Here is a 26,476-nt window from a genome sequence, read left to right on the forward strand (position 1 = left end):
CGTCAGGACGGTCGCACCAACATCGCCGCCGCCCTCCGCTACACCGCCCGCGACTGTCGCAGATCCCTGACCGCCCTCGGCCTCACCGGATGAATCCGGACAGATCTTGATCATGCAAGGGACCCTGACCACGAATCTCGTGCACAACGCGATCGTTCACAACCTGCCCGGACAGGGCACCGTGTGGGTCAATAGCAGTGTCCGTCCCAAGACTGTGGTGCTCACTGTCGAGAACACGGGCGAGAAGCTCACGCCCGAGCTGGCCTCGACACTCACAGAAGCATTCCAGCGCGGCACCGAGCGCGTACGCGCCGACCACGCAGGTGTCGGCCTCGGCCTGGCAATCGTCAAAACCATCACCCACGCCCACGACGGAACACTCACCCTCACGCCGCGCTCTGCCGGCGGGATCCGCATTACTGTGGAGCTACCAGCGATAGCCCCACACACCAACAGGTAGTGAATCGGGGAACTGATGCGGCGCCACTATTGTGAGCGTCCGGTCACTGACCGATTCAGGGGCTGCGCATGTGAGTAGATCCGCGTGGACGGTGCACTTCGGGAGCGGCGAATTACCCGCGCCCACAACCAGCAGCAGTCGTCTCTTGGCGTCATGCCCTGGAAGACCTTGCCCGATGGGAGCACGGCGTGATCGAGTTGCGGTCAGGGCTGCGGCGAGCCTCGGGCGAATTACGTGGCCGCGTGCGCCTGGCAGGTCGTCAGCGACGTTGCCGTCTTCGCGCGCAACCTCCTCGACCACTCAGTGCTCCAGGCGGATGACCGATACGGCAGCCGTGGGCGTCGGCGGACCGAATCCGGCTTGTTCGGGCAGGGGTCGTGGAGGGGCAGATCGGCGAATCCGTCGGTCAGCGGCAGGAGTCGTTCAGGGCAGCGTGGCCGTGTCGACCTGCCGGCCCCACCCCGCAGAGGCCCCGCGCGCCCAAGGGCAGTAGGCCACGGTCGGTGAGCGGGCGACGACGGTGCGCAGCTCCGTACCAGCAGGCGGCACGCGATGCAGCCGGGTCCGCCGGCCGCATCGCCGTATGCGATCACGGCGAGCTACGGACCCGGCGGACGCTTGAACAGCCGACTGCCCGAGCGCACAACCGGCAACTGTCCGATGTGGCCCGCGCGTTCATCGGCGGCTCCGGATCAACTTCCCGGCCTTGTGGCCTGACCACCTTGGCGCGGGCTGTCGCCCCCGCTGCCGTTGCCGGAGCGGCGCTGGCAGCGGCTCGGGGCGGCGTTCACAGCCGACGCCAGCGGGCCGAAGCGAAGGAGAAGACGCCGAAGAGGATCAGCCCGATCGCGACGGCGACCAGGAGCCACGGTCCCGCCGATGTCTGCGCGAAGCTCCGGAGCGTCGCGTCCACGCCCTTGGCCTCGTCCGGGTCGAAGCGGACGGCTGCCACCAGGATGAAGACCCCGGCCGCGGCGAACACGATGCCCCGCGCCACGCCTCCGCCAACGCCCAGAGCGGTGACGACCTGCTTCGTACGACGGCTCATGGCGGCGGTGTCCAGCTGCCGCAGGAAGCTACGCATGGCTGCCCGGACGGCGAGTACCGCGCCGATGCCGATCAGGAGACAGCCCGCGGCCCCCACCAACACCTGACCGTACGAAAGTTCGAGCGCCGATGCCGTCCAGTCCTGCGACTGCTCGTTGCTGCTGGAACCCTGGCCGCCGCCGGCGGCGTACACCGCCGTGGCCCAGCAGACGGAGGCGTAGAAGACCGCCCGGCCGCCGTCGAGGAGTCGCGCACCCGCCTTCCGCCGGGGCCCCCTGCTCAGCACGGCGCGGGATCCCCGCCAGAGAGCCATGGACCCGAAGCCGACCACCAGGGCCCACAGCATCGCCTTCCCGAAGGGCTGCGTCGCGATCTCGCGCAGCGCGCCCTGCCGGTCCGCCTGGCCGCCGCCGCTCCCGACCGCGATCCGGATGGACAGCAGCCCGATCAGTACGTACACGATGCCGCGCGCGACAAAGCCCGCCCGCCCTGCGGCGGTCAGCGTCTCGCGCTCCGTGGAACGAGCCGCGGACTTCGCCGCCCGGCCGCGCCCCTGTGTGTTGGACGACGTCACGATGTCCTCCCCATGGTGCGGGCGCTCGATATGCGCCCACAGCCCCAAGTGCCCGGGGCCGGGAAGTTGATGCGCGCACTCGGCGAGCGACGGCCGAGCGGGACTGGCTGGATCATCGGTCATCGTCCGGGACCTCACCGGCGTGGGCTGTCCCGGCACCCTGCCCGCCTTCGGCGAGCCCGCTGTCTCGGTGGATGACATTGGCGTGCCGGTCACAGCGGGATTCCGCACGGCACCACGCCCTCGTTCCCCGCGCAGCGGGTGCGGCAGGCAGCTCGATGGGCCATGGTGCGGCGAAAACGCGGGATGTGAAGTGGCGGTGTGGCCCTGCACCTCCTGTGCGTACTCGGGGCAACTACTGCGGTAGTCCGTGGCGGGGGCCCAAGAGCTTTGTCGCCTGCCGGAGAGCGTTTCCGGGCGTTGCTGCCCGGGTGCATGGAAAGTCAGCTGGAGGAGCCGCTGCTTCCCGCCCAACCATGGGGTGAACTGCGCCTGCAACCAGGGTGGTCGTCGGTGTACCACCTGGGTTGTAGTTGGGGTGGAAAGCGGGGTGGAGCGATCGCTCGGGGCCTACGCTCGGACGATGTTCGCGCAGCGCACGTGGAGCCCGGCGGTTCGCAGGGCCTTCCCGCAGGCGGCAGATACCGTCTACGCGGTGGTGTCGGTCTGGCTCTCGAGCACCGCGCTGCGCAACCTGCCCGACCCGCACGGCTATTGGCGGCAAACCGATGTATGGGCCTACGTGTTGATCGCCCTGGTCTATCTTCCACTGGCCGTGCGCCGCCGGGCTCCCCTGACCGTGCTCATCGGCACGGCGGCCTGCGTGCTGTGTTACTTCACCCTGGCTTACTACCACGTGGTCGTTGTCAGCGGACTGGGCCTGGCGCTCTACACCGTCGCGGCGCAGTGCCCGCGCAGGGTCGCTGCGAAGTGCGCGGCGGGCTCGCTGCTCGTGCTGCTGTGGGGTGCGCGGCTCGCCGAGCCCGACAACGGCCCGTTCAGTGTGGCCTTCGTGAGCGTGATGGTCGCCGTCGCCTGGGTGACCGGCGACCGGTCGCGCCGGCTCGCGGAGCGCGGCGAGCGGCTCGCGGTGCTCACCGAGCAACTCCGCCTGGAGCAGGAGGAGAAGGCTCAGCGGGCCGTCATGGCCGAGCGCATGAAGATAGCCCGTGAACTGCACGACGTCATCGCCCACCACGTGTCCGTGATCTCCGTGCAGACCGGCCTGGCCGGATACGTCTTCACCTCCGACCCGAAGACGGCCCGCGAGGCACTGAACACCATCGCCGGCAGCGCCCGCGAGGCCATGGCGGAGATGCGCCGCATGCTGGTCGTGCTCAGAGAAGGGACCGAGCGCACCCAGGAAGGGGCACAAGACCACAACGCGGCCCCGGGACTCGGGCGGCTGGCCCAGCTGGCCCGGCGCGTGGAGGCCGCGGGCGTCCCGGTCGACGTCCGGATCACAGGCGCCCCGTTCGCGCTGCCGCCGGGCGCCGACCTGTGCGTCTACCGAGTGATCCAGGAAGCTCTCACCAACGTCATGAAGCACGCGCCGACGGCGAACGCGAGCGTCACGGTGCACTACGACGAGGCCGCGGTCCGCGTCCGCGTGACCGACGACGGACAGGAACCAGTTCTCGCCGGCACCACCGCGGGGCCCACTGGCCACGGTTTGATCGGCATGCGCGAGCGGGCCGGTATCTACGGCGGGACGGTGACCGCCGGCCCCGGCCCGCAGGGCGGATTCGAAGTCGCACTGACCATTCCAGTGCCTCGCGACAGGTGAACAGGCGTCTCGGCTCCCGGCCGGGCAACCGCAGAGAAAGGCGACACCACGCATGCCCACAGTGCTCGTTGCTTTGCGCGGAGATCCGGAACCACTAGTCGCCCAAGCTGACCTCCGGCAAGTGAAGCGCGCACTTCAGCCTTCGCCGTGACGGTCGACAGCTCCAGGAAGGCCGCCCAGTCGCCCAGCGAATGCCGGGAGCCCGCCCGGACCGGTTGCCGGTCTACAACCCGGGGGTGCAACTGGGGTGGAAAGCGGGGTGGAGCGATCGCTTGGCGTCTACGCTCGGACGATGTTCGCGCAGCGCACGTGGGGCGGGACGGTTCGCCAGGCCTTCCCGCAGGTGGCCGACATCGCCTACTCGGTGGTGTCGCTCGGCATCATGGGCACGATGCTGCACAACTGGCCGAACTCGCACGGCTATTGGCGGCAAACCGATGTGTGGGCGTACGTGCTGCTCGTCCTGGTCTATCTGCCGCTGGCCGTGCGCCGCCGGGCTCCCCTGACCGTGCTCGCCACCACGGCGGCCTGCACGCTGTGCTATATGACCCTGGCCTACTACCACCCGGCCGTCGTCCCCGGACTGGGCCTGGCGTTCTACAGCGTCGCGGCGCGGTGCCCGCGCAGGGTCGTGGCGAAGTGCGCCGCGGGGTCGCTGCTCGTGCTGCTGTGGGGTACGCGGCTCGCCGAGCCCGGGATCGGCCTGCTCAGCGTGGTCTTCGTGACCGTGACGGTCGCCGTCCTGTGGGTGACCGGCGACCGGTCCTGCCGGCTCGCTGAGCGCGGCGAACGGCTCGCCGTGCTCAGCGAGCAACTGCGCCTGGAGCAGGAGGAGAAGGCCCAGCGGGCCGTCATGGCCGAGCGCATGAGCATCGCCCGTGAACTGCATGACGTGGTCGCCCACCACGTGTCTGCGATCTCCGTGCAGACCGGCCTGGCCGGATACGTCTTCACCTCCGACCCGAAGACGGCCCGCGACGCGCTGGAGACCATCGAGGGCAGCGCCCACGAGGCCATGGCGGAGATGCGCCGCATGCTGGTCGTGCTCAGAGAAGGCAACGAGCGTGCCCAGGAGGGGGCGGGCGACCGCAGCGCCTCCCCCGGTCTCGGGCGGCTGGACCAACTGGCCCGGCGCGTGGAGGCCGCGGGCGTCCCGGTCGACGTCCGGATCACAGGCGCCCCGTTCGCGCTGCCGCCGGGCGCCGACCTGTGCGTCTACCGAGTGATCCAGGAAGCTCTCACCAACGTCATGAAGCACGCGCCGACGGCCAAGGCGAGCGTCACGGTGCACTACGACGAGGCCGCGGTCCGCGTCCGCGTGACCGACGACGGACACGACACAATTCGCGTCGGCACCACCGCGGGGCCCGTCGGCCATGGTTTGATCGGCATGCGTGAACGGGCCGGTATCTACGGCGGGACGGTGACCGCCGGCCCCGGCCCGCAGGGCGGATTCGAAGTCGCACTGACCATTCCAGTGGCCCGCGCCAGGTGAACAAGCGTCTCGGCTCCCGGCCGGGCAGCCACGAGGAAGGCGGAAACCACGCATGCCCACAGTGCTCGTCGTGGACGACCAGTTCCTCATCCGCTCGGGGCTTGTCGCACTCCTGCGGGCCGCACCTGGAATCAAGGTCATCGGCGAGGCGCAGGACGGCCATGAGGCCATCGAGATCGCCACGCGGACCAGACCCGACGTCATTCTGATGGACATCCGGATGCCGGGCATCAGCGGGATCACCGCCGCCGAGCGCATCCTGGCCCAGGCTGCGTCCCCGCTCCCCAAGATCCTCGTCCTGACCACCTTCGACCTCGACGAGTACGTCTACGGCGCGCTCAAGGTCGGCGCCTGCGGCTTCCTGCTCAAAGACACTCCGCCGGACCGGCTGCTCGCCGCCATCGACACCGTGCACGCCGGCGACATGCTGTTCAGCGCCCCAGTGATCAGAGGACTCATCGAGGCCTACACCCCCCGCCCGGCCGCCCCCGAGCCGCACCCCGGGCTGGACACGCTGACCCCCAGGGAGTTGGAAGTCCTCGGGCTGGTCGGGGCTGGCATGTCCAACTCCGACATCGCCCAGCGACTCGTGCTCAGCACGGCGACCATCAAGACACACGTCCACCGCTGCATGAGCAAGCTCACGCTGAACAGCCGGGCCCAAGCGGTCGTCTTCGCGTACGAGACGGGACTGATCTCCCGTGGCCTCGCAGCCGGGGGCACGGACCACACCTGAGGTGTGGGAACCGCCGTGCCGTCAAAGGCGACCGGGAGCGTCAAAGGAGCGCGACCTCCGACGGGGCCCTCACGGCCTGGCGCGGTGAGTGGGAGATGATCCTCTCGCATCGAAGCACGGGCCCGACGCCGTCTCATGAACGACCTCGCCTACGGCAGCACCCCCTCCCGGCATTCGAGCTGCCGGGAAGGGGTACTTCACCTTCTCCCTGGCCAGGGCTCCAGCAGAGCTCCGGCCCTCCCCGTCCGTCAGCGCCGGGCGGCGTCCGACGCACGGGCCGGCACGCGGGCCGCTTCCCTACTGTTGCTACGCCTGATACGGGGAGTAGACACGAGGGCTGGCGAGTGAGGAGTTGTAGCTCGTGCAGTATGCGTAGGACGTCGTCCCTGAAGCCGCGACGGCGCCTTGTGCAGTTGTGCCGTTCTTGCACCTCGCGGCCACGAAGAAGGGTGAGCCGGTGCACTTCAACCCGAGTGTGTTGCCGTCGTCGAACACCTTCGCGCACGTGAGCGCGGACGCGGCGGCGGAGGCGCTGTTCGCCGTGACCGCGAGGCCGGAGCCGGCCAAGGTCAGGATGGCGAACGTACTCATGAGCTGTCGCTTCATTCCTATGTCCCTTCAGTTCCCGAATGCAGGGGAGCCCGTCCCCCAGCGGTGGTGCCGTCTCCCGCCCGAGGCGATGTTGCCCGGACACATGGAAAGCTAGTGGGACGGACCGTCCCCTCTCGCCCAACCACGGGTTGAACTGCGCCTGCAACCAGGGTGGTTGCTGGTGTACCACCAGGGGTGTAGCTGTGCTGCGAGCCAGGTGGAGTTGGTGGACGTTCCGGTTGGAGAGAGGACAGTTCATGGGGTGCGCCAAGTAGTGGGCGTTCCCTGGATCGCTCGATTCACAAGGTTGGAGATCAAGCATCAACTGCCGCAAAGGTCTGCATGGATGACGCGAACGCCCCCGCAGAGCCTGTGCCACGCAAGGGAGCTCCTCCTGCGGCACGGCCTCGGCGTGCTCCTGAAGGAGCGCGTTGAACGCTCCGGCGGCCTGTCCACCACGGCATGCGAGAGCCGGAACAACAGCAGGGGCTTCTAAGATGTGCAGGATTCTGCTTGTTTCACGACCATAAAAATCCAATCAAACACTGTGGTTTCATGGAGGTGCGCACGGTGTGGCGCACACCATCGACAGAGAGTTGTGAGACATGGCGGCACCACAGGCCCGGTGGAGCGCGCTGCTGGAGATGCTGACGCGCGACGGGCGGATCGAAGTAGAGGGGGCCGCCACGGAGTTGGGGGTCTCGGCCGCGACGATCAGGCGCGACCTCGACGAGCTGGCCCGCCAGCAGATGGTCACCCGCACGCACGGCGGAGCCGCACTCAACGCGATCGCCTATGACCTGCCCCTGCGTTACAAGGCCGCGCGCAACGCTCCGGAGAAGGAGCGGATCGCGCACGCCGCCGCAGGACTCGTGAAGGCCGGCGCCGTGGTGGGGCTGAACGGCGGCACCACGACCACCGAGGTGGCGCGGGCCCTGGCCACCCGCGCCGACCTGGGTTCCGGTGGCTCGGAGACGGCGCTCACCGTGGTGACCAACGCGCTGAACATCGCAAACGAGTTGGTCGTGCGGCGCCACGTCAAGCTCGTGGTGACCGGTGGAGTGGCCCGGCCTGCGTCCTACGAGCTGATCGGGCCGCTGGCCACCGAACTGCTCGCGGAGATCGCACTGGACCAGGTGTTCATAGGGGTCGATGCCATCGACGTGGCCCACGGGGCCACCGCCCATCACGAGGGCGAGGCCAGCATCAACCGGGCGCTGGCCCACCGCGCGCAGCAGGTCGTCGCAGTTGCCGACTCCACCAAGCTGGACCGGCGGGCCTTCGCCCGCATCTGCCCGGTGGAGGACATCGACGTCCTGGTGACCGACAAGGCCGCCTCGGACGAGCTGACCAAGTCGTTCACGGCAGCCGGCGTGGAGGTCATCCGCGCCTGAGTGCGCAGGCCCGTCCCGACCGGGCATCGCGAGCGCGAACACGACACGGGTGAGGGTGCCCGACAGTCCGGTGCCGTCGAGCCTGGCAGCCTCCTCCGGTTTCTTTGGAAGGCTCGCGAAGTACCCGTTGAGGATCCACACGCGGAGCTGACCGTCTCCCGGAGATGCCGACCAGCAGCGCGGTCGGCGCGAACATCCGCGTGACAAGTACGAGCAGCAGGAAAGCGTCCGCCCTGGGAAGCGATGCCGGGCGGCGTAGTATGCGGCGGGCAGTCCGGCAGCCAGGGCGAGCAGCGTCGCCGCTCCTGCGCCGTACAGCGAGAGCAGCAGCACGTCCGCTACGCGCAGGCCGGTGACGCGCAGGTCGGCCGAGCGACCAGATGTGCGCGAAGTTCGACCACTCGGTCAGCTGCATTCGCGCGTAGGGCGCGCGAAGGGCCGACGCCACCAGCCGTCCGATAGCGCCGAGCCCTATGCCAACTCCCGCAACAGGGGCACTCGGAACTGGACGAACCGCTACCGGCCGGGGCGGCCGGGGCCGAGCAGTTCACCTTCCTGGGACAGGGCCGGGGGTACGGGATCGCCCAGGAGGCGGCGCTGAAGGCACGCAAGGCGAGACCTGGCGACCCTGCCGTCCGGCCCGAGATCGCCCCCACCGGTAGGCAGTTGGCGGCACTCGGCCGGGGCTCCCTGACCGGCCTCCACCGTCGCCTCGGCACGTGGCCTCGACCCGGACAATCCGAGCCATCTGACCCGTTCCATGGTCCTCGCTCGAGGAAATTTACCCGTCCGTTACGAACGGCTTCCGGGCTCGCCGAGGCCTCTCAGCGGGACCGGGGACCGACCGCCACCAGGTACGAGAGCTGCTCCACGAGGACCCCCCTGCCCCTTGAGGAGCCGCATGTCCCGCCTGTTGACAGGTGGCGGCATCCGCAAGAACATGAGCGAAATCGCTTGAATCTTGCATCTGCACGCAGAATCAAGCAGACCGCATGTCATCGGAACCCCGTTTCACAGCTCCTGAGTCACCGTCACCGTCCTGTCCGACAGGAGGACACGAGTGCACGCCCGACTGAGCAGTCCCGGCGGTCTGTTAATCGCTGCCGCCCTGACCGGCGCCATGCTGATGGCGCCCGTCACCGGCACTGCCGCGGCAACGGCCGCCACCCGCCCCACCACCCACGTCGCCAAGGACGAGCCGAAGGTGGCCCGCAGCGCACACGGCGTCACGGTCTCCGTACCTGCCTCCTCCGACGCCCCCGGCTACACCCTCGACGTGGCCACCGCCGAACTCGCCCTGACCACACGCCGCGCCGGGAAAACCGTGCTCGCCACCGCCTCCGGCGACACCGGCGCCCTGCGCTTCACCGCGGCGGACGGCACCTGGCAGCACGCGACCGGAGTGACCGGCTGGACGTGGAAGGACGGCGTCCTGACCGTCACCGCCGACAGCACCCTCGACAGTGCCACGGTGGAGGCCCGGATCACCCCACGGGCCGACCGCTACCAGCTCGACTGGGACGTCCACGGCGGCACACCGAAGCAGCTGAGCCTCGCCTACGACCTGTCATCGGCGGGCCACTGGTACGGCCACGGCGAGGCGGAGACCCCGCAGGGCGGTCCCGGCGTCAACCAGCCCTGGCCGCTCGACGCCGGCGAGGTCGACCACAAGACCTTCGGCCCGGCGTCGTACAACATGATCGACCCGTTCTGGTACACCGCCAGGTCGACCGGTCTGCGCGTCGACACCGGCAACGTCATGGACGTGGCGCTCAACAAGGGCAAGGACGGTCTCGGCACCTTCACCATCGACTCGCCCGACACCTACAAAGCCACCGTGTTCGTCGAGTCGACGCCGCTGGCGGTCTACCGCGACTACACAGGCATCGTCGGCAAACCGCTTCAGAGCGACGCCCCGTACGAGCAGTTCGCCAAGCCGCTGTGGAACTCCTGGGCGCAGTTCTACACCAAGGTCGACCAGGAGAAGCTGCTCGACTACGCCACCGACCTCCACGACAACGGTCTGGACGGGCACACCATCCAGCTCGACGACAAGTGGGAGTCGAACTACGGCAATCTGACCTGGGATCCCAAGACCTTCCCCGATCCCAAGGGCCTCTCCAAGAAGATCCACGACATGGGCTTCGACTTCGGTATCTGGGTCACCCTGTGGATCAACCTGGACTCCGACAACTACCAGTACGCGGTCGACCACGACTATCTGCTCAAGGACGCCAAGGACACGAGCAAGCCGTGTGAAGTGACCTGGTGGAACGGCCAGGCCGGGATCATCGACCTGGCCAACTCCGACGCCAAGGCCTGGTACGAGGGCAACCTCAAGAAGCTGATGGACACGTACGACATCGACGGCCTGAAGTTCGACACCCGATTCTTCGACGAGAAGTGCGCCCCGCGCGAGGGCCACCAGGCCACGGACTACCAGAAGCTCGGCACCCAGCTCGCCGACGAGTTCGATCTCCAGGGCGCCGGCATCCGGGTGCACTGGAACCGGACGGCCCACGAGGCCGGTTTCGTCACCCGCCAGGTCGACAAGGGCACCGGCTGGGACTCCCTGCGCGCCTCCGCCACCCAGAACCTGGCCATCTCCACCATCGGCTACCCGTTCGTCGAGTCCGACATGATCGGCGGCTCCGGCGGCCAGCCGGCACCGTCGAAGGACGTACTGGTGCGGTGGGCGCAGTCCGCCTCGCTGATGCCGCTGATGTACGCCTCGACGTCGCCGGTCGGCACCTTCGACACCACCACCGGCCAGAAGGTGGACTACGACCAGGAGACGGTCGACCTCTACCGGCAGTCGATCAGGACGCACGAGAAGCTCGCCCCCTACATCTGGGACCAGGTGCAGAGCACCCTGAAGACCGGCGATCCGATCATGCGGCCACTGTTCTTCGACTTCCCGAAGGACGCGGCGAGTTACACGGTCACCGATGAGTGGATGCTCGGCCCGGCCGTACTGGCCGCGCCCAAGCTGAGCACCGGCGCCACCCGCTCCGTCCATCTGCCGCCGGGCACCTGGTACGACGTCAACCAGGGCACGGTGATCCGCGGCCCCAGGACCCTCAAGGGGTACGCGGCGCCGCTCGGTGTCACCCCGGCCTTCGTGAACCTGAAGGCCAAGGGCGCGGGCAAGGCCGTCAAGGCGCTCAAGCGCGACGACGCTCCGGCCGCGTCCGTCCTGATCAGCCCGGACGCCCCGTCCACCGACTCCGGTACGCCGTTCGAGGTGACGACTGAGGTGACCAACTGGAGCACCCGGACCCTCAGGAACGCCAAGGCGGCACTGGACGTGCCCGACGGCTGGAGCGCCGAGGCGACGACCGGCCCGACCGCCGCGAAGTCCCTCAGGAACGGCGCCACCCTCACCACCACCTGGACGGTGACCCCGGCCGACGACGCCCGTTGGGGCAGCCACGACCTCACCGGCACCGCCACCTACAACGCGTACAACGGGTCACAGAAGGTGTCCGGCACCGTGCAGACGCAGGTGAAGGCCGCTCCGGGCAGTGTGCAGGAGCCCTACCTGACGGCCGACACCACCTCCGGGGGTGCCCAATACGCCCAAGGCGGCGACCAGTTCGCCATCTGGGCGGGTGGCCAGGACCTGTCCGGCTGGAAGGACGAGAAGGGTCTCGTCTACCGCGACGACGCAGCCGGGGAAACGGCCACCGTGCAGGCCCAGTTGGTCTCCCAGAGCAGCACCTCGCCGGTCGGCAAGGCAGGGATCGCCCTCGCCAACGACCTGACAGCGCCGGAGAAGGGCGGCTACGCGGTGCTGGTCATGACCCAGAGTTACGGCCTGGAGTTCATGACCGACAGCGACGGCGACGGCCGGCTCGACACCTGGGCGGGCGGTGGCTCCACCTACCACCCGGCGTATCTCAGGCTGACCCGGGACGGCGCCGCCTACACCGCGTACGCCAGCAGGGACGGCGAGACCTGGTCGCAGGTCGGCACCGCCCAGGTGCCGTCGGCCACCGGTACCGGCGACGCCGGGATGGTCGCCAGCGCGGCCAACGTGAACTACCCCGGCGAGAACATCGAAGCCGTCTTCAGCGGATTCTCCGTCACCTCCTGACACCGCAGGCGCCACTGATCCCCAAGAGAGGGACCCAGCCCCATGGCACGTACGTCCTCAGCTGTCGCCGGCTTCGTCGCGGGCGTGGTCGTGGCCGCGAGCACCACCGCGATCGCCGTCACCGGTACGACGACCACCGGCACCGACCTCAACTCCAAGGCCACCACCACCTGGTTGACCGTCAAGGTCGCCGACGCCATGGGTTCCAGGGACACCATCACCTGGGTTCCCACCGGTTCCTTCGCCGGCTCCGCGGAGGAGCGGGTCCCGCGCTACCCGATGACCGCCATCCAGGGCAAGGACACCAAGGAACTGAGGCTCTCCGCCGTCCGCAACGAGCAGGTCTCGGCGCAGCTGGCGATCGCCTCGGGCCGGAACCTCGACGACGTCGAGGCCGTGGTCGGCGACCTCACCGGGCCCGGCGGCGCGAAGTTGTCCGGTGCCGACGCCCAGGTCCGGTTCGTCAGTTACGTGCCGGTGCAGCGTTCCAAGAGCGAGGTCGACTGGTCCGCGACCATCGACCAGGTCAGCTCCGCCAAGGAGGTGTCCGGCGACCGAAATCCCGACGTGGTCGGCGACGCGCTCGAGGAGCGGGACTCCGTGGACGTACCCGCGTACGCCGCGCAGCCGCTGTGGTTCACCTTCCACATCCCCGAGAAGGCCAGGCCTGGCACCTACACAGGCACGGTGAAGGTCAACGCCGACGGGCGCACCCAGGCCGGCTATCCGCTGACCATCGAGGTGGCGGACGCGAGGGTGCCCGACCCCGAGGACTACGACTTCTTCCTCGACGTGTGGGCCCAGCCGGAGACGATCGCCAAGAACCACGGCGTCAGGCTCTGGTCCGACCAGCACTGGAAGCTGATCGAGAAGTACAACCGCGACCTGGCCTCGCGCGGCCAGAAGGTCATCAACACCACCATCGTCGACAACCCGTGGCATCACCAGTGGTCGCTCGGCACCCGGGAGTCCCAGACCGCCACGCCGTACACCAGCATGGTGGGCTGGAAGTGGAACGGAAAGTCGTTCGTCTTCGACTTCGGCCGCCTGGACAAGTACGTCCAGACCGCCAGACGTTCCGGTCTCGGGCCCGACATCGGCGCCTTCTCCATGCTGGCGTTCCAGGACCAGGAGCACCTCACCTACACCGACACCAGCACCGGCAGGACCGTCTACGAGAACGTCGATCTGGGCGGCAGCCGCTGGCGGGAGGCCTGGGGAGCGTTTCTGCCCGCCTTCGAGAAGCACCTGAAGGCGAAGGGCTGGCTGGAGGACACCTGGTTGTCCTTCGACGAGCGTCCCGTCAACACCATGACGGTCGTCAAGAACTTCGTCCACGAGGTCGCGCCGGTCTTCGACGACCGTATCTCCGTGGCGGGTTCGATCAGCACCGAGGGCGTCGCGTCCAACCTGTCCGTCGACTGGGGCGGCATCGACGCGATGACGAAGGAGAAGGTGGCCGAGCGGCGCAAGGCCGGAAAGATCACGACCTTCTACGTGTACGGGGCGCCGGCCCACCCCAACACCCTGTCGTTCTCTCCCGCCGTCGAGTCGCGGATGCTGCCGTGGATCTCCGCCCAGCGGAATCTGGACGGCTTCCTGCGCTGGTCGTACAACAGCTGGACCAGCGACCCCTTCAAGCAGCCGGTGCACATCTTCACGCAAGGCGACGAGTACCTGGTCTACCCGGGCAAGGACGGCCCGATGTCCAGCATCCGCTGGGAGCAGCTGAAGGAGGGCATCGAGGACTACGAACTCATCACCGAACTGCGGAAGAAGGACGGCGGCACCGACAGCGCCGCACTGACCGAGGCCCTCACCACCGCGACGCGGAACGTCGACGGCCGGACGAAGGACGTGGGCGACATCGAGACCGCGCGCGCGGCGGTCGTGAAGGGGCTGACGTCATGAAGGTGAGGTGGAAGTCCCTGCTGCTCGCCACGGCCCTGACTGTCATGCCCCTGACCAGCATGCATGCCGTCGCGGCACCGGTCCACGCGGAGCCCATCGGCGCCCCGCACACCGTCACCTACGACCAGTACTCCGTGCAGGTCGACGGCAGGCCCCTCTACCTGTGGGGCGCCGAGTTCCACTACTTCCGGCTGCCCAGCCCCGACGCGTGGCGCGACATACTCCAGAAGATCAAGGCGGGCGGATTCAACGCGGTCTCGCTCTACTTCGACTGGGGCTACCACTCCCCCAAACCCGGCTCGTACGACTTCTCCGGTATCCGCGATGTGGAGCGGCTGCTCGACGAGGCCGAGCGCGCGGGCCTGTATGTGATCGCCCGCCCGGGCCCGTACATCAACGCGGAGGTCTCCGGCGGCGGCATGCCCGCCTGGCGGTCGACACAGGCCGGTGTGAACCGCACCTCCGAGCCGGAGTACATGCAGGCGGCCCGGGAGTGGATGAGCCGGATCAACCCGATCATCGCACGCCACCAACTCACGCGCGGCACAGGCAATGTGATCCTCTATCAGGTCGAGAACGAGTACCAGGGTGGCCGGCACGACGCCGACTACATGCAGACCCTCATCGACTGGGCGAAGGAAGACGGCATCGACGTGCCGACCTTCGTCAACGACGGCGGTGCCAACAAGAACTGGGTGAGCGGCAAGGGCGCCCCCGACATCTACGGCTTCGACGCCTACCCGCAGGGCTTCGACTGCAAGGACCCCGACGTCTGGAAAAACCTGCCGGACTATTCATACGTCAACGACTGGAAGCCCGAGTCCCCGCTGCTCATCCCGGAGGCACAGGGCGGCGCCTTCGACCCCTGGGGCGGCACCGGCTACCAGGACTGCGCGAAACTCACCGGTACCGACTTCACCCGGGTGTTCAGCAAGATGAACATCGCCGCCGGGGTCAGCGGCCAGTCCTTCTACATGACGTACGGGGGCACCAACTGGGGCTGGCTCGCCGACCCCAACGCGGTCTACACGTCGTACGACTACGGCGCCCCGATCAACGAGTCCCGCCAACTGACCGACAAGTACCAGGAGTTCAAGCGCCTCGGGTACATGGTCAACTCGGTGACCTCGCTCGCGCGCACCGACAAGGCCCAGGCGCCGACCTCGTCCGACGACGCCCTGCGCATCGACCGGCGCGTCAACCCCGACGACGGCACCCAGTTCTTCACCGTCCGGCATGCCGACACCCGGGTGAAGGACAAGGACGAGACCACGCTGTCGCTGAAGGGCGCGGACGGTGACTATCCGCGTGTGCCGCAGCAGGGGGCCATCACCGTGGACGGCCGGGACGCCAAACTCCTCGTGGCCGGTTACGACTTGAGCGAGGACCAGCGACTCGTCTACTCCACCTCGGAGATCATGACGCACGCCCGCATCGGCGACCGGGACGTGGCGCTGCTCTACGGGCGGGCGGGCGAGGCCGGGGAGACCGTGTTGCGCTACGCCGAGCGGCCCGAAGTCACCGTCCTGGACGGTGATGTCACCACCACCTGGGACGCCGAACGCGGCGACCTGCGCCTGAACTACACGCACAAGGGCCTGGCCCGGGTACTGGTGAACGGCCTGGAGCTGCTGATCGCGGACACCGCCGAGACCGCCCACTGGTGGCGGCAGGACACCGCCGGGGGCCCGGTCCTCGTACGCGGCCCGTCCCTCGTCCGTACGGCCGAACTGGCGCACGGCACCCTGAAGTTGACCGGCGACTCCACCAAGGCCGAGAAGATCGAGGTCATCGCGGTCGCCAGGAGGGTGACCTGGAACGGCAGCAAGGTCGCCGTCACCCAGGTTCCGCGTCCGGTCCGGCTGCCCGCGCTGACGACGTGGAGGTACAAGGAGGAGGCCCCGGAGTCCGCCCCCGGCTTCGACGACTCCGCCTGGACCACCGCCGACCACCTCACCGCCGCCAACCCGGATCTGGCGGGGTCGTTGCCCGTCCTGGCGATGGACGAGTACGGCTACCACCACGGCAACGTCTGGTACCGGGGCCGGTTCAGGACGACCGGCCGCGCGACCGCGCTCGCACTCGACGCCAGGACGGGTGCGACCGGCCGGTACGCGGTCTGGCTGGGCGGCCACTATCTGGGCAGCTCCGGCAACGGCGCGCACACCTTCGACATCCCGGCGGACACGCTGAAGGCCGCCGGATCCGGCGGGGGCAACGTCCTGTCCGTCCTCGTGGAGAACGCCGGTCACAACGAGGAATGGGGCCACGACTACTCCAAGGAGCCGCGCGGTCTGCTCGGCGCCGAGGTAATCGGCGGGGCCTCCACCCTCACCTGGAAGATCCAGGGCAACCGCGGCGGCGAGAACCCGGTCGACACCGCCCGCGGCCCGTACAACAACGGCGGGCTGTACGGGGAGCGGGCCGGCTGGTCGCTGCCGGGATACTCCGACGGCAGCTGGAAATCCACCTCCCTGTCCCGGCAGACCGGGAAGAGCGGGCCCGGCGTGCGCTGGTACCGCACCTCCGCCCGGCTGGACCTGCCGAAAGGCCAGGACACGGCGATTGCGCTCGACCTGGCTGAAGCCGCGGGCGGCAGCACCGGCTACCGCGCCCAGATCTTCGTCAACGGCTGGCTGATCGGCCGCTGTCTGCCGGACACCGGACCCCAGACACGATTCGTCGTCCCCAAGGGGATCCTGCGCGAGCAGGGCAGCAACACCGTCGCCCTGGCGGTGTGGTCCACCGAGGCCGGTGCGGGCCCGGGGTCGGTGAAACTCGTCGACGTCGGCGCCTCGGCGGGCGGGATCAAGGTCGGTACGGTGGCCGCGCCGTCGTACGACGCCAAGACGTACGCCATGACGGCCTCCGGCGCCCGTGTCGAGGTCGAAGCCGAACCGTTCCTGAGCACCTCCACCGCCGCCACGGTCCCCGTCACGCTCAGTGTGCCGAAGGACGCGCCGACCGCCCGGAACGCCGAGCTGGCGCTCACGGTCCCGGACGGCTGGACCGCGACCACCGACGACCGTATCCGTTTCGACCGGGTCCGGCCGGGCGGCAGGGTGACCGCCGTCTACACCGTCACCCCGCCCGGCGAGCCGGTTCACTACGCCGTGCTGTCCGCGACCGCCAAGCTCACCCAGTCCGGCCGTCCGGGCACCGTCACCGGGATACGGGCCGTGCAGGTACCACCGCCGGGACTGTCCACCGACGCCTTCCTCAGCGACCTGACCCTGGTCAAGGCGGTCAACGGCTGGGGGCCGGCGGAGAGGGACACCTCCAACGGGGAGTCCGCGGCCGGCGACGGGCGCCCCCTGAGCATCGGCGGGGTTACGTACACCAAGGGCCTCGGCGTCCACGCGAACAGCCAGGTCCGGGTCTATCTCGGCGGCGGCTGCACCCGCTTCACCGCGACCGCCGGGCTGGACGACGAGGTCGGCGACAGCGGCAGTGTCTCCTTCCAGGTGATCGCCGACGGCCGCTCCCTCACCACAACACCGGTGGTGCGCGGCTCCGACGGCGGCACCCGCATCGACGTGGACGTGACCCGCGCACGCTGGCTCGACCTGCTGGTCGACGGGGACGGCGACGTCTCCTCGGACCACGCCGACTGGGCCGGCGCCAAGTTGAGCTGCACGGGCGGTGCCTGATGCCTCGGCCGGGGAAATTCGCTGCCCGGGCCACGGTGGCCGTGGCGGCCCTCCTGGCGGCCCTGCTTCCGGCGGGTGCTGCCGAAGCGGGGGCCGAACAGCAAGGCTGGACGGGGACTTGGGCGACCGCGCAGCACGCGTCGTACGACCCGGGTACCTCTGAGGTGACCGTACGGATCCCGGTGCACGTCAGTGCGGGCGGAACGAGCGTCCGGATCCGGCTGACCAATGCGTTCACCGACCAGCCGGTGACGATCGGACACGCGACCGTGGGCCGGCGCACGAGCGGCTCGTCCGTGTCCGGCCCGCGCGAGCTGACGTTCGGCGGTAAGGGGGAGGTGACGATCCCGGCCGGCGGGCAGGCGGCGAGTGACGGGGTGCGGATTCCCGTGGCCGCCCGCAGTGACCTGGTGGTGAGCCTGTACTTCCCCGGTCGGCTCACCCACGTCAGCCAGCACTGGATGGGCCTCCAGACCGTCTACTGGACGCCGGACGGCGGCGGCGACCATGCCGGGGATGCCGGTGGTGACGCGTTCACCACGACCGACTCCACCTTCCCCTTCCTCACCGGTGTCGACGTGCGGGGCGGGCCTGCGCGGGGCTCAGTGGTCGCGCTCGGTGACTCCATCACCGACGGGGCCTCCTCCACATCGAGCGCCAACCGGCGCTGGCCCGACTATCTGGCGGCCCGGCTGTCGGACTGCACGACCCCCGCCGGAGTGCTGAACGCGGGCATCAGCGGCAACCGCATCACGGCCGGCACCGACGGCAACCCGTCGGCACCGGAGCGGCTGGAGCGCGATGTGCTGTCCCAGCCCGGCGCCCGGACGGTGATCCTCTTCGAAGGCGTCAACGACCTCAGCTGGGGCGGCGCCACCGGTGACCAGGTGATCGACGGGATGAGGGAGATCGCGCGGCGGGCCCACGCCCACGGGCTGCGGGTGATCGGCGCGACCGTCGTGCCATATCGCGGCTGGGGCGACTGGTGGACCGAGGCCAAGGAGGCCGACCGGCAGAAGGTCAACACCTTCGTCCGCGACGGCGGCGTGTTCGACGGCTACGCCGACTTCGACAAGGCGGTACGGGACCCGGACGACCCCACCCGCTACGCCGCCGCGTTCGACTCCGGTGACCATCTGCACCCCAACGACACCGGGATGAAGGCGTTCGCCGACGCGGTCGACCTGGCCGGTCTCGGTGCCGCCCGCGGCTGCCCCTCGGCCCGCGTCCGGCTCACCCCGTACCACCCGGGCCTCCCGGCAGGCCGCGCCACGGAGATCACCACGACCGTCACCAACACCGGCCCCAAAGCGGTCACCCGGGTCACGACGGCGCTGCGCCTGCCGACCGGCTGGACCTCCGAGGCGGAGGGGAAGACGGGCGTCGACTCCCTTGCCCCCGGCGGGAGTTCCGGCGTCACCTGGCGCGTCACCCCGGCCTCCGACGCGGCATGGGGGCCGTACGACATAGGCGTACGCGCCTCCTACCGACAGGCCGGACGGACGCGCCACGACACCGACAGCGTGGGCGCCGACGTCACCCCGGTCCCGACCGCCGTCCGGCTCCCGTACCGGACGTTCACCACTGCAGCCGACGCCCAATACGCCCAGAACGACGGCCAGTTCGCGATCTGGGCAGGTGGTCAGGACCTGGCCGGCTGGAAGGACGAGAAGGCCTGGCCGCCATCCACCTGCCGGACGCCGTACCCGCCTCGGGCGGCCTCACCGCGCGCCTCGTCGGCCAGACCGGCAGCGGACCCTCCGCCAAGGCCGGGATCGCCGTCGCGAACGATCTGACCGCCCCGGAGAAGGGCGGCTACGCGGTGCTGACCATGTCCAAGTCGTACGGCGTGGAGTTCATGACCGACAGCGACGGCGACGGCCGGCTCGACACCTGGGCGGGCGGCGGCTCCTCGTACCACCCGGCCTGGCTCAGACTCACCCGCGACGGCGCCACCTGTACCGCGTACGCCAGTTCCGACGGCGCCTCCTGGCAGCGGATCGGGACCGCGACCGTGCCGTCCGCGACCGACGGCGGCCTCGACGCAGGGATGGTCGCCAGCGCCGTCAACCTCGACCACCCCGGCCAGAACACCACAGCCGTCTTCGACTCCTTCTCGACCACCGGCTGAGGACCACCGATCCCCTGCGCGACCATCGACTGAGAGGCCTTTCGTGAACGTCAGCCGTAGGCGCTTCCTGACCACGGCCACTGCTCTCGGCTCAGCAGTGCTCCTGGCCCCACCCGGTGCCGCCCAGGCGATCAGCGGCGGCATCCCCGACTACCAGCCCACCAGGGCGTCCCTCGACACGCATCCCGTGCCACGCTGGTACAAGGACGCCAAGTTCGGCATCTTCGTCCACTGGGGCGTCTACTCGGTCCCAGCCGGCTCCGCCCGGCAGATGGCCTCCGAGTGGTACCTCTGGTACCAGAGCTACAACACCGACCCCACCTGGAAGTACCACCGCGACACCTACGGCCAGGACTTCCTCTACGACGACTTCATCCCGCAGTTCACCGCCGAGAACTACGACCCGGACGCCTGGGTCCGGCTGTTCGAGCAGGCGGGGGCCGAGTACTTCGCCCTGACCAGCAAGCACCATGACGGATTCGCCCTGTGGCCCAGCGAGGTGACGGACCGTCACGCCGGAAAGTACGGCCCGAAACGCGACCTGGTCGGCGAGCTGATGACCGCCGCCCGCCGACGCGGCAAGGTACGGCCCGGCCTGTACTACTCGCTCGGCGAGTACTTCAACCCGGCGCTCGGCCGGCCGATGAAGAACTTCTACACCGGTGAAGAGGTCCCGATGACCGGCTACCGGCCGGTCGACGACTACATCGGGGACTACGAACTGAAACAGCTGAACGAGATCATCGACCGCTACGACCCGGAACTGCTGTGGGCGGACGGCCAGTGGTTCCGGCCGCCCGGCGAACCGCCGTGGCGTAGCGAGGAGCCCATCTCCCACTACTACAACCAGGCCAAGAACCGCAGAAGGCCGAAGGGTGTCGTGGTCAACGACCGCTTCGACACGCACTTCGACTTCGCCACCTACGAGCAGCGCACCAACCCTACGATGGATCCCCAGAAGTGGGAGTGCTGCATCACGATGGGCTACTCCTGGGGCTACAACAAGTTCGAGATCGAGGAGGACTACAAGACCTCCGAGTTCCTCGTCCGTCTGCTCGCCGACGTCACCAGCAAGAACGGCAACCTGCTGCTGAACATCGGACCGAAGCCGGACGGCACGATCCCGGACGTGATGCAGCGGCGGCTGCGGGACATCGGCGCCTGGCTGGACATCAACGGGCCCGCGATCTACGGCTCGACGCCCTGGGTGCGGGCCGAGGAGGAGGGCAGCCCGCTCGGCATCCGGTACACCGTCAGCCCGGGCAAGTTCAACATCATCGTGCTGGGTTCCCCCAGCGGCATCCTCTCCGTGCCGACGGACATCCCCCTGTCCGCGACATCGCGGATCCGGCTGCTCGGCCACAACGGGTCGCTGAAATGGACCCGTTCCGACGGCAAGGTCCACATCAGCGTCCCCGAGACGCTGCCCAGCGAGCTCGCCAACACCTTCACCGTCGACTGGGAGCGACGGTGAACGGCCTGCAGAGCGTGAGCACCCGTACCGACACCCTCGGTCCCACTCTCACCGTCACCACCGAACCCGCCGAGCCAACAGGCGGCGACGCGGTCACCGCCACCGCGGTCCTCGTCAACGACTGCCCGTTCCCGCTGCGCGGCGCCGTCCTCTACCTGGTGGACCCGGGCAGGACGACCGCCACCCGCACCATCCCGCTCGGTGATCTGCGCCGCGGCGCGAAGACCACCCGAAGCTGGCGCACGTCGATGCCGGCCGACGTCGCCGGGGACGTCGCGTTCACCGCGCACGTCCTCTTCGACGTGGACGGACGCAGCGCCGACTGCGCGCGGGCCGCCAAGACCGTCAGCGTGCCCTACGAGGCGAACGGGGTGCGGGAGCCCTACAGAACGTTCGCCACCACCGACGACGCCCAATTCGGCCAGTACGGAAGCCAGTTGGTGATCTGGGCGGGCGGCGGCGACCTGTCGGGCGGCCGTGACGAGAAGGGCGGCATCCTTCTGCCCGGTTCCGCCGCCACAGCGAGTGTCGTGCAGGTCAAAACGGTCGGTCTCACGGGGAGCGACAACCCCACCGCCAAGTACGGGATCGCCGTCGCCAACGACCTCACCGCGCCGGAGGAGGGCGGCTACGCGGTGCTGACCATGTCCAAGTCGTACGGCGTGGAGTTCATGACCGACAGCGACAGCGACGGACACCTCGACACCTGGGCCGGCGGCGGCGTCTCCACCCACCCCGCTCTGCTGCGGCTGGTCCGCGCCGGCACCACCTACACCGCGTACAGCAGCACCAACAACGGCCTCGCGTGGAACGAGATCGCGAGCGTGACCGTGCCCTCCGCGGCCGGCTCGCTGGACGCCGGCGTGGTGGCGAGCGCCGTGAACCTCAACTTTCCCGGCACGACGGTCCGGGCCGTGTTCGACCACTTCAGCGTGGAGGCGTCATGAACACCCACGGCACCAAGAACGCGTACCGCCCCGAGGAGGACTTCCTCCCGCCACCGGTCTCGCTCACCGTCACCCCGCCCGCACCCGAACCGGGCAAGGCCGTGACCCTCACCGCCACGCTCACCAACACCACCGGCATCGCGCTGCGCGCCGCCGTTCTCTACCTCGCCGTGGACGACACCGGGAAACCGAGCAACCTGGGCACCCTCGCCCCCGGACGGTCGGTGACCCGCACCTGGCGGACCCGGCTGGCCGACGACGCCGAGGGCCGGATCGTGTTCACCGCGCACGCCCTCTTCGACGTGCACCGCCACGGCTCCGACTGCACCCGCGCCAGCTCCTCCGTCACGATGCCGTCCCGCTCACTTCCCGGGGCGTTCGACAACGCGGGGATCGCGTCCGACGACGCCCTCACCGTCGCGAACATCGACGGCTCGAACTCCAGTCTGTCCGCCGAGGCGTTGGCGTCGGTGGGCCTGACCCCGGGCGCCACGGTCACGTACGACGGGGTGCCTTTCACCTGGCCGGACACCCGGCCCGGGAGCAAGGACAACGTGGTCTCCTCCGGCCAGAGTGTGCTGATGTCCGGCTCCGGTTCCCGGCTGTCCTTCCTCGGCACCAGCACCTGGGGCGAAGGCAAGGGCGACGGCAAGGTCGTCTACGCCGACGGCACCGAGCAGGCGTTCTCGGTCGCCGTCCCCGACTGGTACGGGGCGAGTTCCTCCGCCGCGGTGGTGCTGCCATGCCGCCACATCGCCACCGGCCGGGACGACAACCCCGTCAGTCTCTTCACCTTCGGCATCGATCTGGCGGCCGGCAAGGAGCTGCGCTCCCTGGTCCTGCCCAAAGTCAGCGACGGCCTCCAGGCGGGCACCCCCGCCCTGCACGTCTTCGCCATGACGATCACGACGACCAGCACGCCCAACACGACCAACTGAGCTCTGCCGGAAGGACGTTCATGCACGACGACCGAGGCGATCTCGGCATCATCGGCAGCACAGGTGTCACCCGCAGACGTGTCCTCACGGGTACGGTCGCGCTGGGCGGCGCCGCGCTGCTGGCCCGTCCGCAGGGCGCGTACGCGGCCGACGGCGCCCTGTTCCACACCGCTTCCGCCGCAGCCGCGCTGAAGCGGCTGCTCCCCGACCACCACCGGCAGGTCACCCTTCGGGCCGTCGACGGAGACGCCGACTGCTTCCGGGTCACCGGCCGGGCCGGGCACATCACCGTGGAGGGCACCAGCCCCGCCGTGCTGCTCACCGGTCTCCACACCTACCTGCGGCGGACCGCGCACGCCTCCGTCTCCTGGACCGGCGAGCAGCTGAACCTGCCACGCAGACTCCCCGCGCCCGACGAGCAGATCACGGGAACGGCCGACGTACCGCACCGCTTCGCCTTCAACGACACCAACGAGGGCTACACCGGCGCCTACCGCGACTGGGACGCCTGGCAGCACGAGCTGGATGTGCTGGCCGCGCACGGGATAAACCGGGTCCTCGTCTACATCGGCGGCGACGCCGTCTACTACGACACGTTCCGCCGCTTCGGGTACTCCGACGCCGAGATGCGTGCCTGGATCCCGGCCCCCGCCCACCAGCCCTGGTGGCTGCTGCAGAACATGTCGGGCTTCGGCGGGCCGGTCTCCCGGCAGCTCATCGAGCGACGCGCCGCGCTCGCCGAGAAGATCATCGACCGGATACGTGACCTGGGCATGACTCCGGTTTTGCCGGGCTACTACGGCAGTGTCCCGGACGACTTCCCCGCCAAGCACGGCGGGGACGCGGCAGTGGTGGCGCAGGGCGACTGGGGCGCCTTCAAACGCCCCGACTGGCTCGACCCGCGCACCCCGGCCTTCGACGACGTGGCCGCCACCTTCTACCGGGCCCAGACGCAGCGGTTCGGCGACAGCACGATGTACAAGATGGACCTGCTGCACGAGGGCGGCAACCCCGGGGACGTACCGGTGGGCGAGGCCGCGCGGGCCGTCGAGGCGGCGCTGCAGAAGGCCCACCCGGGGGCCGTCTGGGCGATCCTCGGCTGGCAGACCAACCCGTCCAGGGCGCTGCTCGACGGCGTCGACAAGAGCCGCATGCTGATCGTGGACGGCCTGTCGGACCGCTACACCACGGTCACCGACCGGGAGAGCGACTGGGACGGCACTCCCTACGCCTTCGGCAGCATCTGGAACTTCGGCGGCCACACCCCGATGGGCGCCAACGCCCCGGACTGGGTGGAGCAGTACCCCAAGTGGCGTGACAAAGAGGGCAGTTCGCTCGCCGGTATCGCGGCGATGCCGGAGGCCGCCGACAACAACGCACCCGCTCTCGCCCTCCTCACCGACCTGGCGTGGACGCCCGGCACCATCGACCTGGACGACTGGTTCGCCGCGTACGCCCTCTCCCGCTACGGCGGCCCCGACCGGCATGCCGCCGCGGCCTGGCAGACGATCCGCGACACCGCGTACAACATGTCCCGCGCGGATTCCTGGAGCGAGGCGCCCGACGGTCTGTTCGGCGCCCGCCCGAGCCTGACAGCGAACAAGGCCGCTGCCTGGGGCCCCGAGAAGGACCGCTACGACACCACGGTCTTCGACACCGCGCTCACCGAACTTCTCGCTGTGCGCGCCGAGTTGAGAAACAGTTCGGCCTACCGCTACGACATCGTCGACGTGGCCCGGCAGGTTCTGTCCAACCGCAGCCGTGTCCTGCTGCCGCAGATCAAGGCCGCGTACGACGCCGGGGAGAAGGCCCCGTTCGGCAAGTTGACCAGGACCTGGTTGGACTGGATGGACCTCCTCGACGAACTGCTGGCGGCCTCCGGCCCGCACCTGCTCGGACGATGGCTCGCCGACGCCCGCTCCTGGGGTGCCGACCGGGCCGAGAAGGACCGCCTGGAATACGATGTCCGCTCCCTCGTCACCACCTGGGGCGGACGCGCCAGCAGCGAGGAAGGCCTCCACGACTACGCGAACCGGGAGTGGGCGGGGCTGGTCGGCGGCCTGTACCGGACCCGTTGGAGGACGTACTTCGAAGCGCTCGCCAGGAGTCTCGCCACGGGCGAGGCCCCGGCGACGATCGACTGGTTCGCCCTGGAGGACCGCTGGGCGCACGCGCACGAGAAGCACCCGACCGAGCCCCACGGCTCCCCGTACGCCCTGGCCCGGCGAGTGCGTGACCTGCTCGCCGCCGCTCCCCATCAGGCGGCCCTCAGCGCGGGGGCCGACCGGGGAGCCGTGGCCGAGGGCAGGCCCGCGACGGTGACGGTCACCTTCACCAACAGGAACGGCTTCGCGGCGGCACGCGACGTGACCCTCTCCGTCACCGCCCCCGAGGGCCTGGCGGTGAAGCCGCTCGATCCGGTGCGTACGGTGTCGGTGGCGTCCGGCGAGACGGTCACCGCTCGCTTCGAGGTCTCACTGGCGAGTACGCCGGCGCAGCTGGTCGGCCGGGTCGTCGCGGCGGCGTCCTACGCGGGCGGCGGGAAGGCGGTGGCGCCGGTACGGCTGGTGGCAGCGGCCGGGGTCGGTGACCCGTACCGCACGGTCTCCTACAACGACGCCGTGTTCGGCCAGGCCGGTGACGAGATCGCCGTCGAGGGTGCCGGGGCCGACCTGTGGGGCGCCACCAACGAGTTCGGCGCGGTGTACCGGGCAGGCGCGTACGGTGACGCAGCCGTTGCCGAGGTGACGGTCACGTCCCAGGACGCGACCGGGGGCTGGGCACGGGCGGGCCTCGTCGTCCGCAACGACCTGGGCACTCACGGAAGCGCGGGCTATGTGAACCTGGCGGTCACGCCGTCCAACGGCTGCGCGCTGAGCTGGGACGCCGACGGTGACGGTCGTTTCGACTCGATCGCGCTGTCGGGCTCCTTCACCGCGCCGGTGCGGTTGCGGCTGACCAGGGCCGACGCCTCGTACCGCGGGGAGGTCAGCGGGGACGGCGTCACCTGGACGACGGTGGGCACGGCCACGCCGGCGGGCGCGGGCGCCGTACAGGACGTCGGGGTCTTCATGACCGCGGCCAACGGCTGGACCGGGACCCGGGGCATCGCCACGTTCGACGGGTTCACGGTGGTGTAATGTCATAGCACTTGAAGTAAAAACGTGTGGTCACTGCTGGGCATCGACGCCGGTTGATGGAGCAGGGGCCACACGCGCATACGTGGTTCGGACGAGCCGCCACTTC

16 protein-coding genes and 1 pseudogene are annotated in these 26,476 nt (G+C 69.5%); 15 read left to right on the forward strand and 2 right to left on the reverse strand.

The window, feature by feature from the left end; genetic code table 11:
* Positions 1-106: 106 nt before the first annotated feature.
* Positions 107-460, forward strand: a pseudogene (locus G3I56_RS11710) (ATP-binding protein); the annotation flags it as partial.
* Positions 461-1,247: 787 nt separating this feature from the next.
* On the opposite strand, the gene G3I56_RS11715 reads toward G3I56_RS11710, so the two are convergent.
* Positions 1,248-2,081 (reverse strand): DUF1206 domain-containing protein, encoded by an 834-nt coding sequence (locus G3I56_RS11715; protein ID WP_164408867.1) that lies wholly within the window; start codon positions 2,079-2,081, stop codon positions 1,248-1,250.
* Between the two features lie 583 nt (positions 2,082-2,664).
* On the opposite strand from G3I56_RS11715, the gene G3I56_RS11720 reads away from it, so the two are divergent.
* The 3 genes from G3I56_RS11720 to G3I56_RS11730 all read left to right on the forward strand — a co-directional run bounded on the left by G3I56_RS11720 (position 2,665) and on the right by G3I56_RS11730 (position 6,098).
* Positions 2,665-3,867 (forward strand): sensor histidine kinase, encoded by a 1,203-nt coding sequence (locus tag G3I56_RS11720; protein ID WP_203689721.1) that lies wholly within the window; start codon positions 2,665-2,667, stop codon positions 3,865-3,867.
* Positions 3,868-4,159: 292 nt separating this feature from the next.
* On the forward strand, positions 4,160-5,362 hold the full coding sequence (locus tag G3I56_RS11725) for a sensor histidine kinase (RefSeq protein ID WP_164408869.1): 1,203 nt from the start codon (positions 4,160-4,162) through the stop codon (positions 5,360-5,362).
* A 52-nt stretch (positions 5,363-5,414) separates the two neighbouring features.
* Positions 5,415-6,098 (forward strand): response regulator transcription factor, encoded by a 684-nt coding sequence (locus G3I56_RS11730; protein WP_164408870.1) that lies wholly within the window; start codon positions 5,415-5,417, stop codon positions 6,096-6,098.
* Between the two features lie 306 nt (positions 6,099-6,404).
* On the opposite strand, the gene G3I56_RS11735 is transcribed toward G3I56_RS11730, so the two are convergent.
* Complete coding sequence (locus tag G3I56_RS11735; protein ID WP_164408871.1) at positions 6,405-6,689, reverse strand: hypothetical protein; 285 nt, start codon at positions 6,687-6,689, stop codon at positions 6,405-6,407.
* A gap of 346 nt (positions 6,690-7,035) precedes the next feature.
* Here G3I56_RS11735 and G3I56_RS11740 point away from each other — a divergent pair, with 346 nt between their 5' ends.
* The 11 genes from G3I56_RS11740 to G3I56_RS11785 all read left to right on the forward strand — a co-directional run bounded on the left by G3I56_RS11740 (position 7,036) and on the right by G3I56_RS11785 (position 26,370).
* Positions 7,036-7,185, forward strand: coding sequence for a hypothetical protein (locus G3I56_RS11740; protein WP_164408872.1), 150 nt, complete (start codon positions 7,036-7,038; stop codon positions 7,183-7,185).
* Between the two features lie 109 nt (positions 7,186-7,294).
* Positions 7,295-8,083, forward strand: a complete 789-nt coding sequence (locus tag G3I56_RS11745) for a DeoR/GlpR family DNA-binding transcription regulator (RefSeq protein ID WP_164408873.1) — start codon at positions 7,295-7,297, stop codon at positions 8,081-8,083.
* Between the two features lie 1,120 nt (positions 8,084-9,203).
* A complete protein-coding gene (locus G3I56_RS11750) occupies positions 9,204-12,179 on the forward strand; it encodes a TIM-barrel domain-containing protein (protein WP_164409144.1) in 2,976 nt (991 codons plus the stop codon).
* A 42-nt stretch (positions 12,180-12,221) separates the two neighbouring features.
* A complete protein-coding gene (locus tag G3I56_RS11755) occupies positions 12,222-14,090 on the forward strand; it encodes a DUF4091 domain-containing protein (protein WP_164408874.1) in 1,869 nt (622 codons plus the stop codon).
* Positions 14,087-17,740 carry a beta-galactosidase gene (locus G3I56_RS11760; RefSeq protein WP_239134833.1) on the forward strand — a complete coding sequence of 1,218 codons (3,654 nt, stop codon included), beginning with the start codon at positions 14,087-14,089 and terminating at the stop codon, positions 17,738-17,740. Before G3I56_RS11755 ends, G3I56_RS11760 begins: the two co-directional genes overlap by 4 nt.
* A 41-nt stretch (positions 17,741-17,781) precedes the next feature.
* Positions 17,782-19,536 (forward strand): GDSL-type esterase/lipase family protein, encoded by a 1,755-nt coding sequence (locus G3I56_RS43725; RefSeq protein WP_343239921.1) that lies wholly within the window; start codon positions 17,782-17,784, stop codon positions 19,534-19,536.
* 35 nt (positions 19,537-19,571) lie between these two features.
* Positions 19,572-19,871, forward strand: coding sequence for a DUF1349 domain-containing protein (locus G3I56_RS43730; protein WP_239134834.1), 300 nt, complete (start codon positions 19,572-19,574; stop codon positions 19,869-19,871).
* 43 nt (positions 19,872-19,914) lie between these two features.
* Entirely contained in the window at positions 19,915-21,345 is a 1,431-nt protein-coding gene (locus G3I56_RS11770; RefSeq protein WP_164408875.1) for an alpha-L-fucosidase, read from the forward strand.
* 14 nt (positions 21,346-21,359) lie between these two features.
* Positions 21,360-22,292, forward strand: coding sequence for a hypothetical protein (locus G3I56_RS11775; protein ID WP_239134835.1), 933 nt, complete (start codon positions 21,360-21,362; stop codon positions 22,290-22,292).
* Positions 22,289-23,230: a beta-glucosidase gene (locus tag G3I56_RS11780; protein WP_164408876.1), complete on the forward strand. Its 942-nt coding sequence runs from the start codon at positions 22,289-22,291 to the stop codon at positions 23,228-23,230. Before G3I56_RS11775 ends, G3I56_RS11780 begins: the two co-directional genes overlap by 4 nt.
* 20 nt (positions 23,231-23,250) lie before the next feature.
* The gene (locus G3I56_RS11785) at positions 23,251-26,370 is read left to right on the forward strand and encodes an alpha-N-acetylglucosaminidase TIM-barrel domain-containing protein (RefSeq protein WP_164408877.1); all 3,120 of its coding nucleotides are present in this window, start codon (positions 23,251-23,253) and stop codon (positions 26,368-26,370) included.
* Positions 26,371-26,476 lie beyond the last annotated feature (106 nt).

The sequence above is a fragment of the Streptomyces sp. SID12488 genome (assembly GCF_010548275.1).
Taxonomy (GTDB): Bacteria; Actinomycetota; Actinomycetes; order Streptomycetales; family Streptomycetaceae; genus Streptomyces.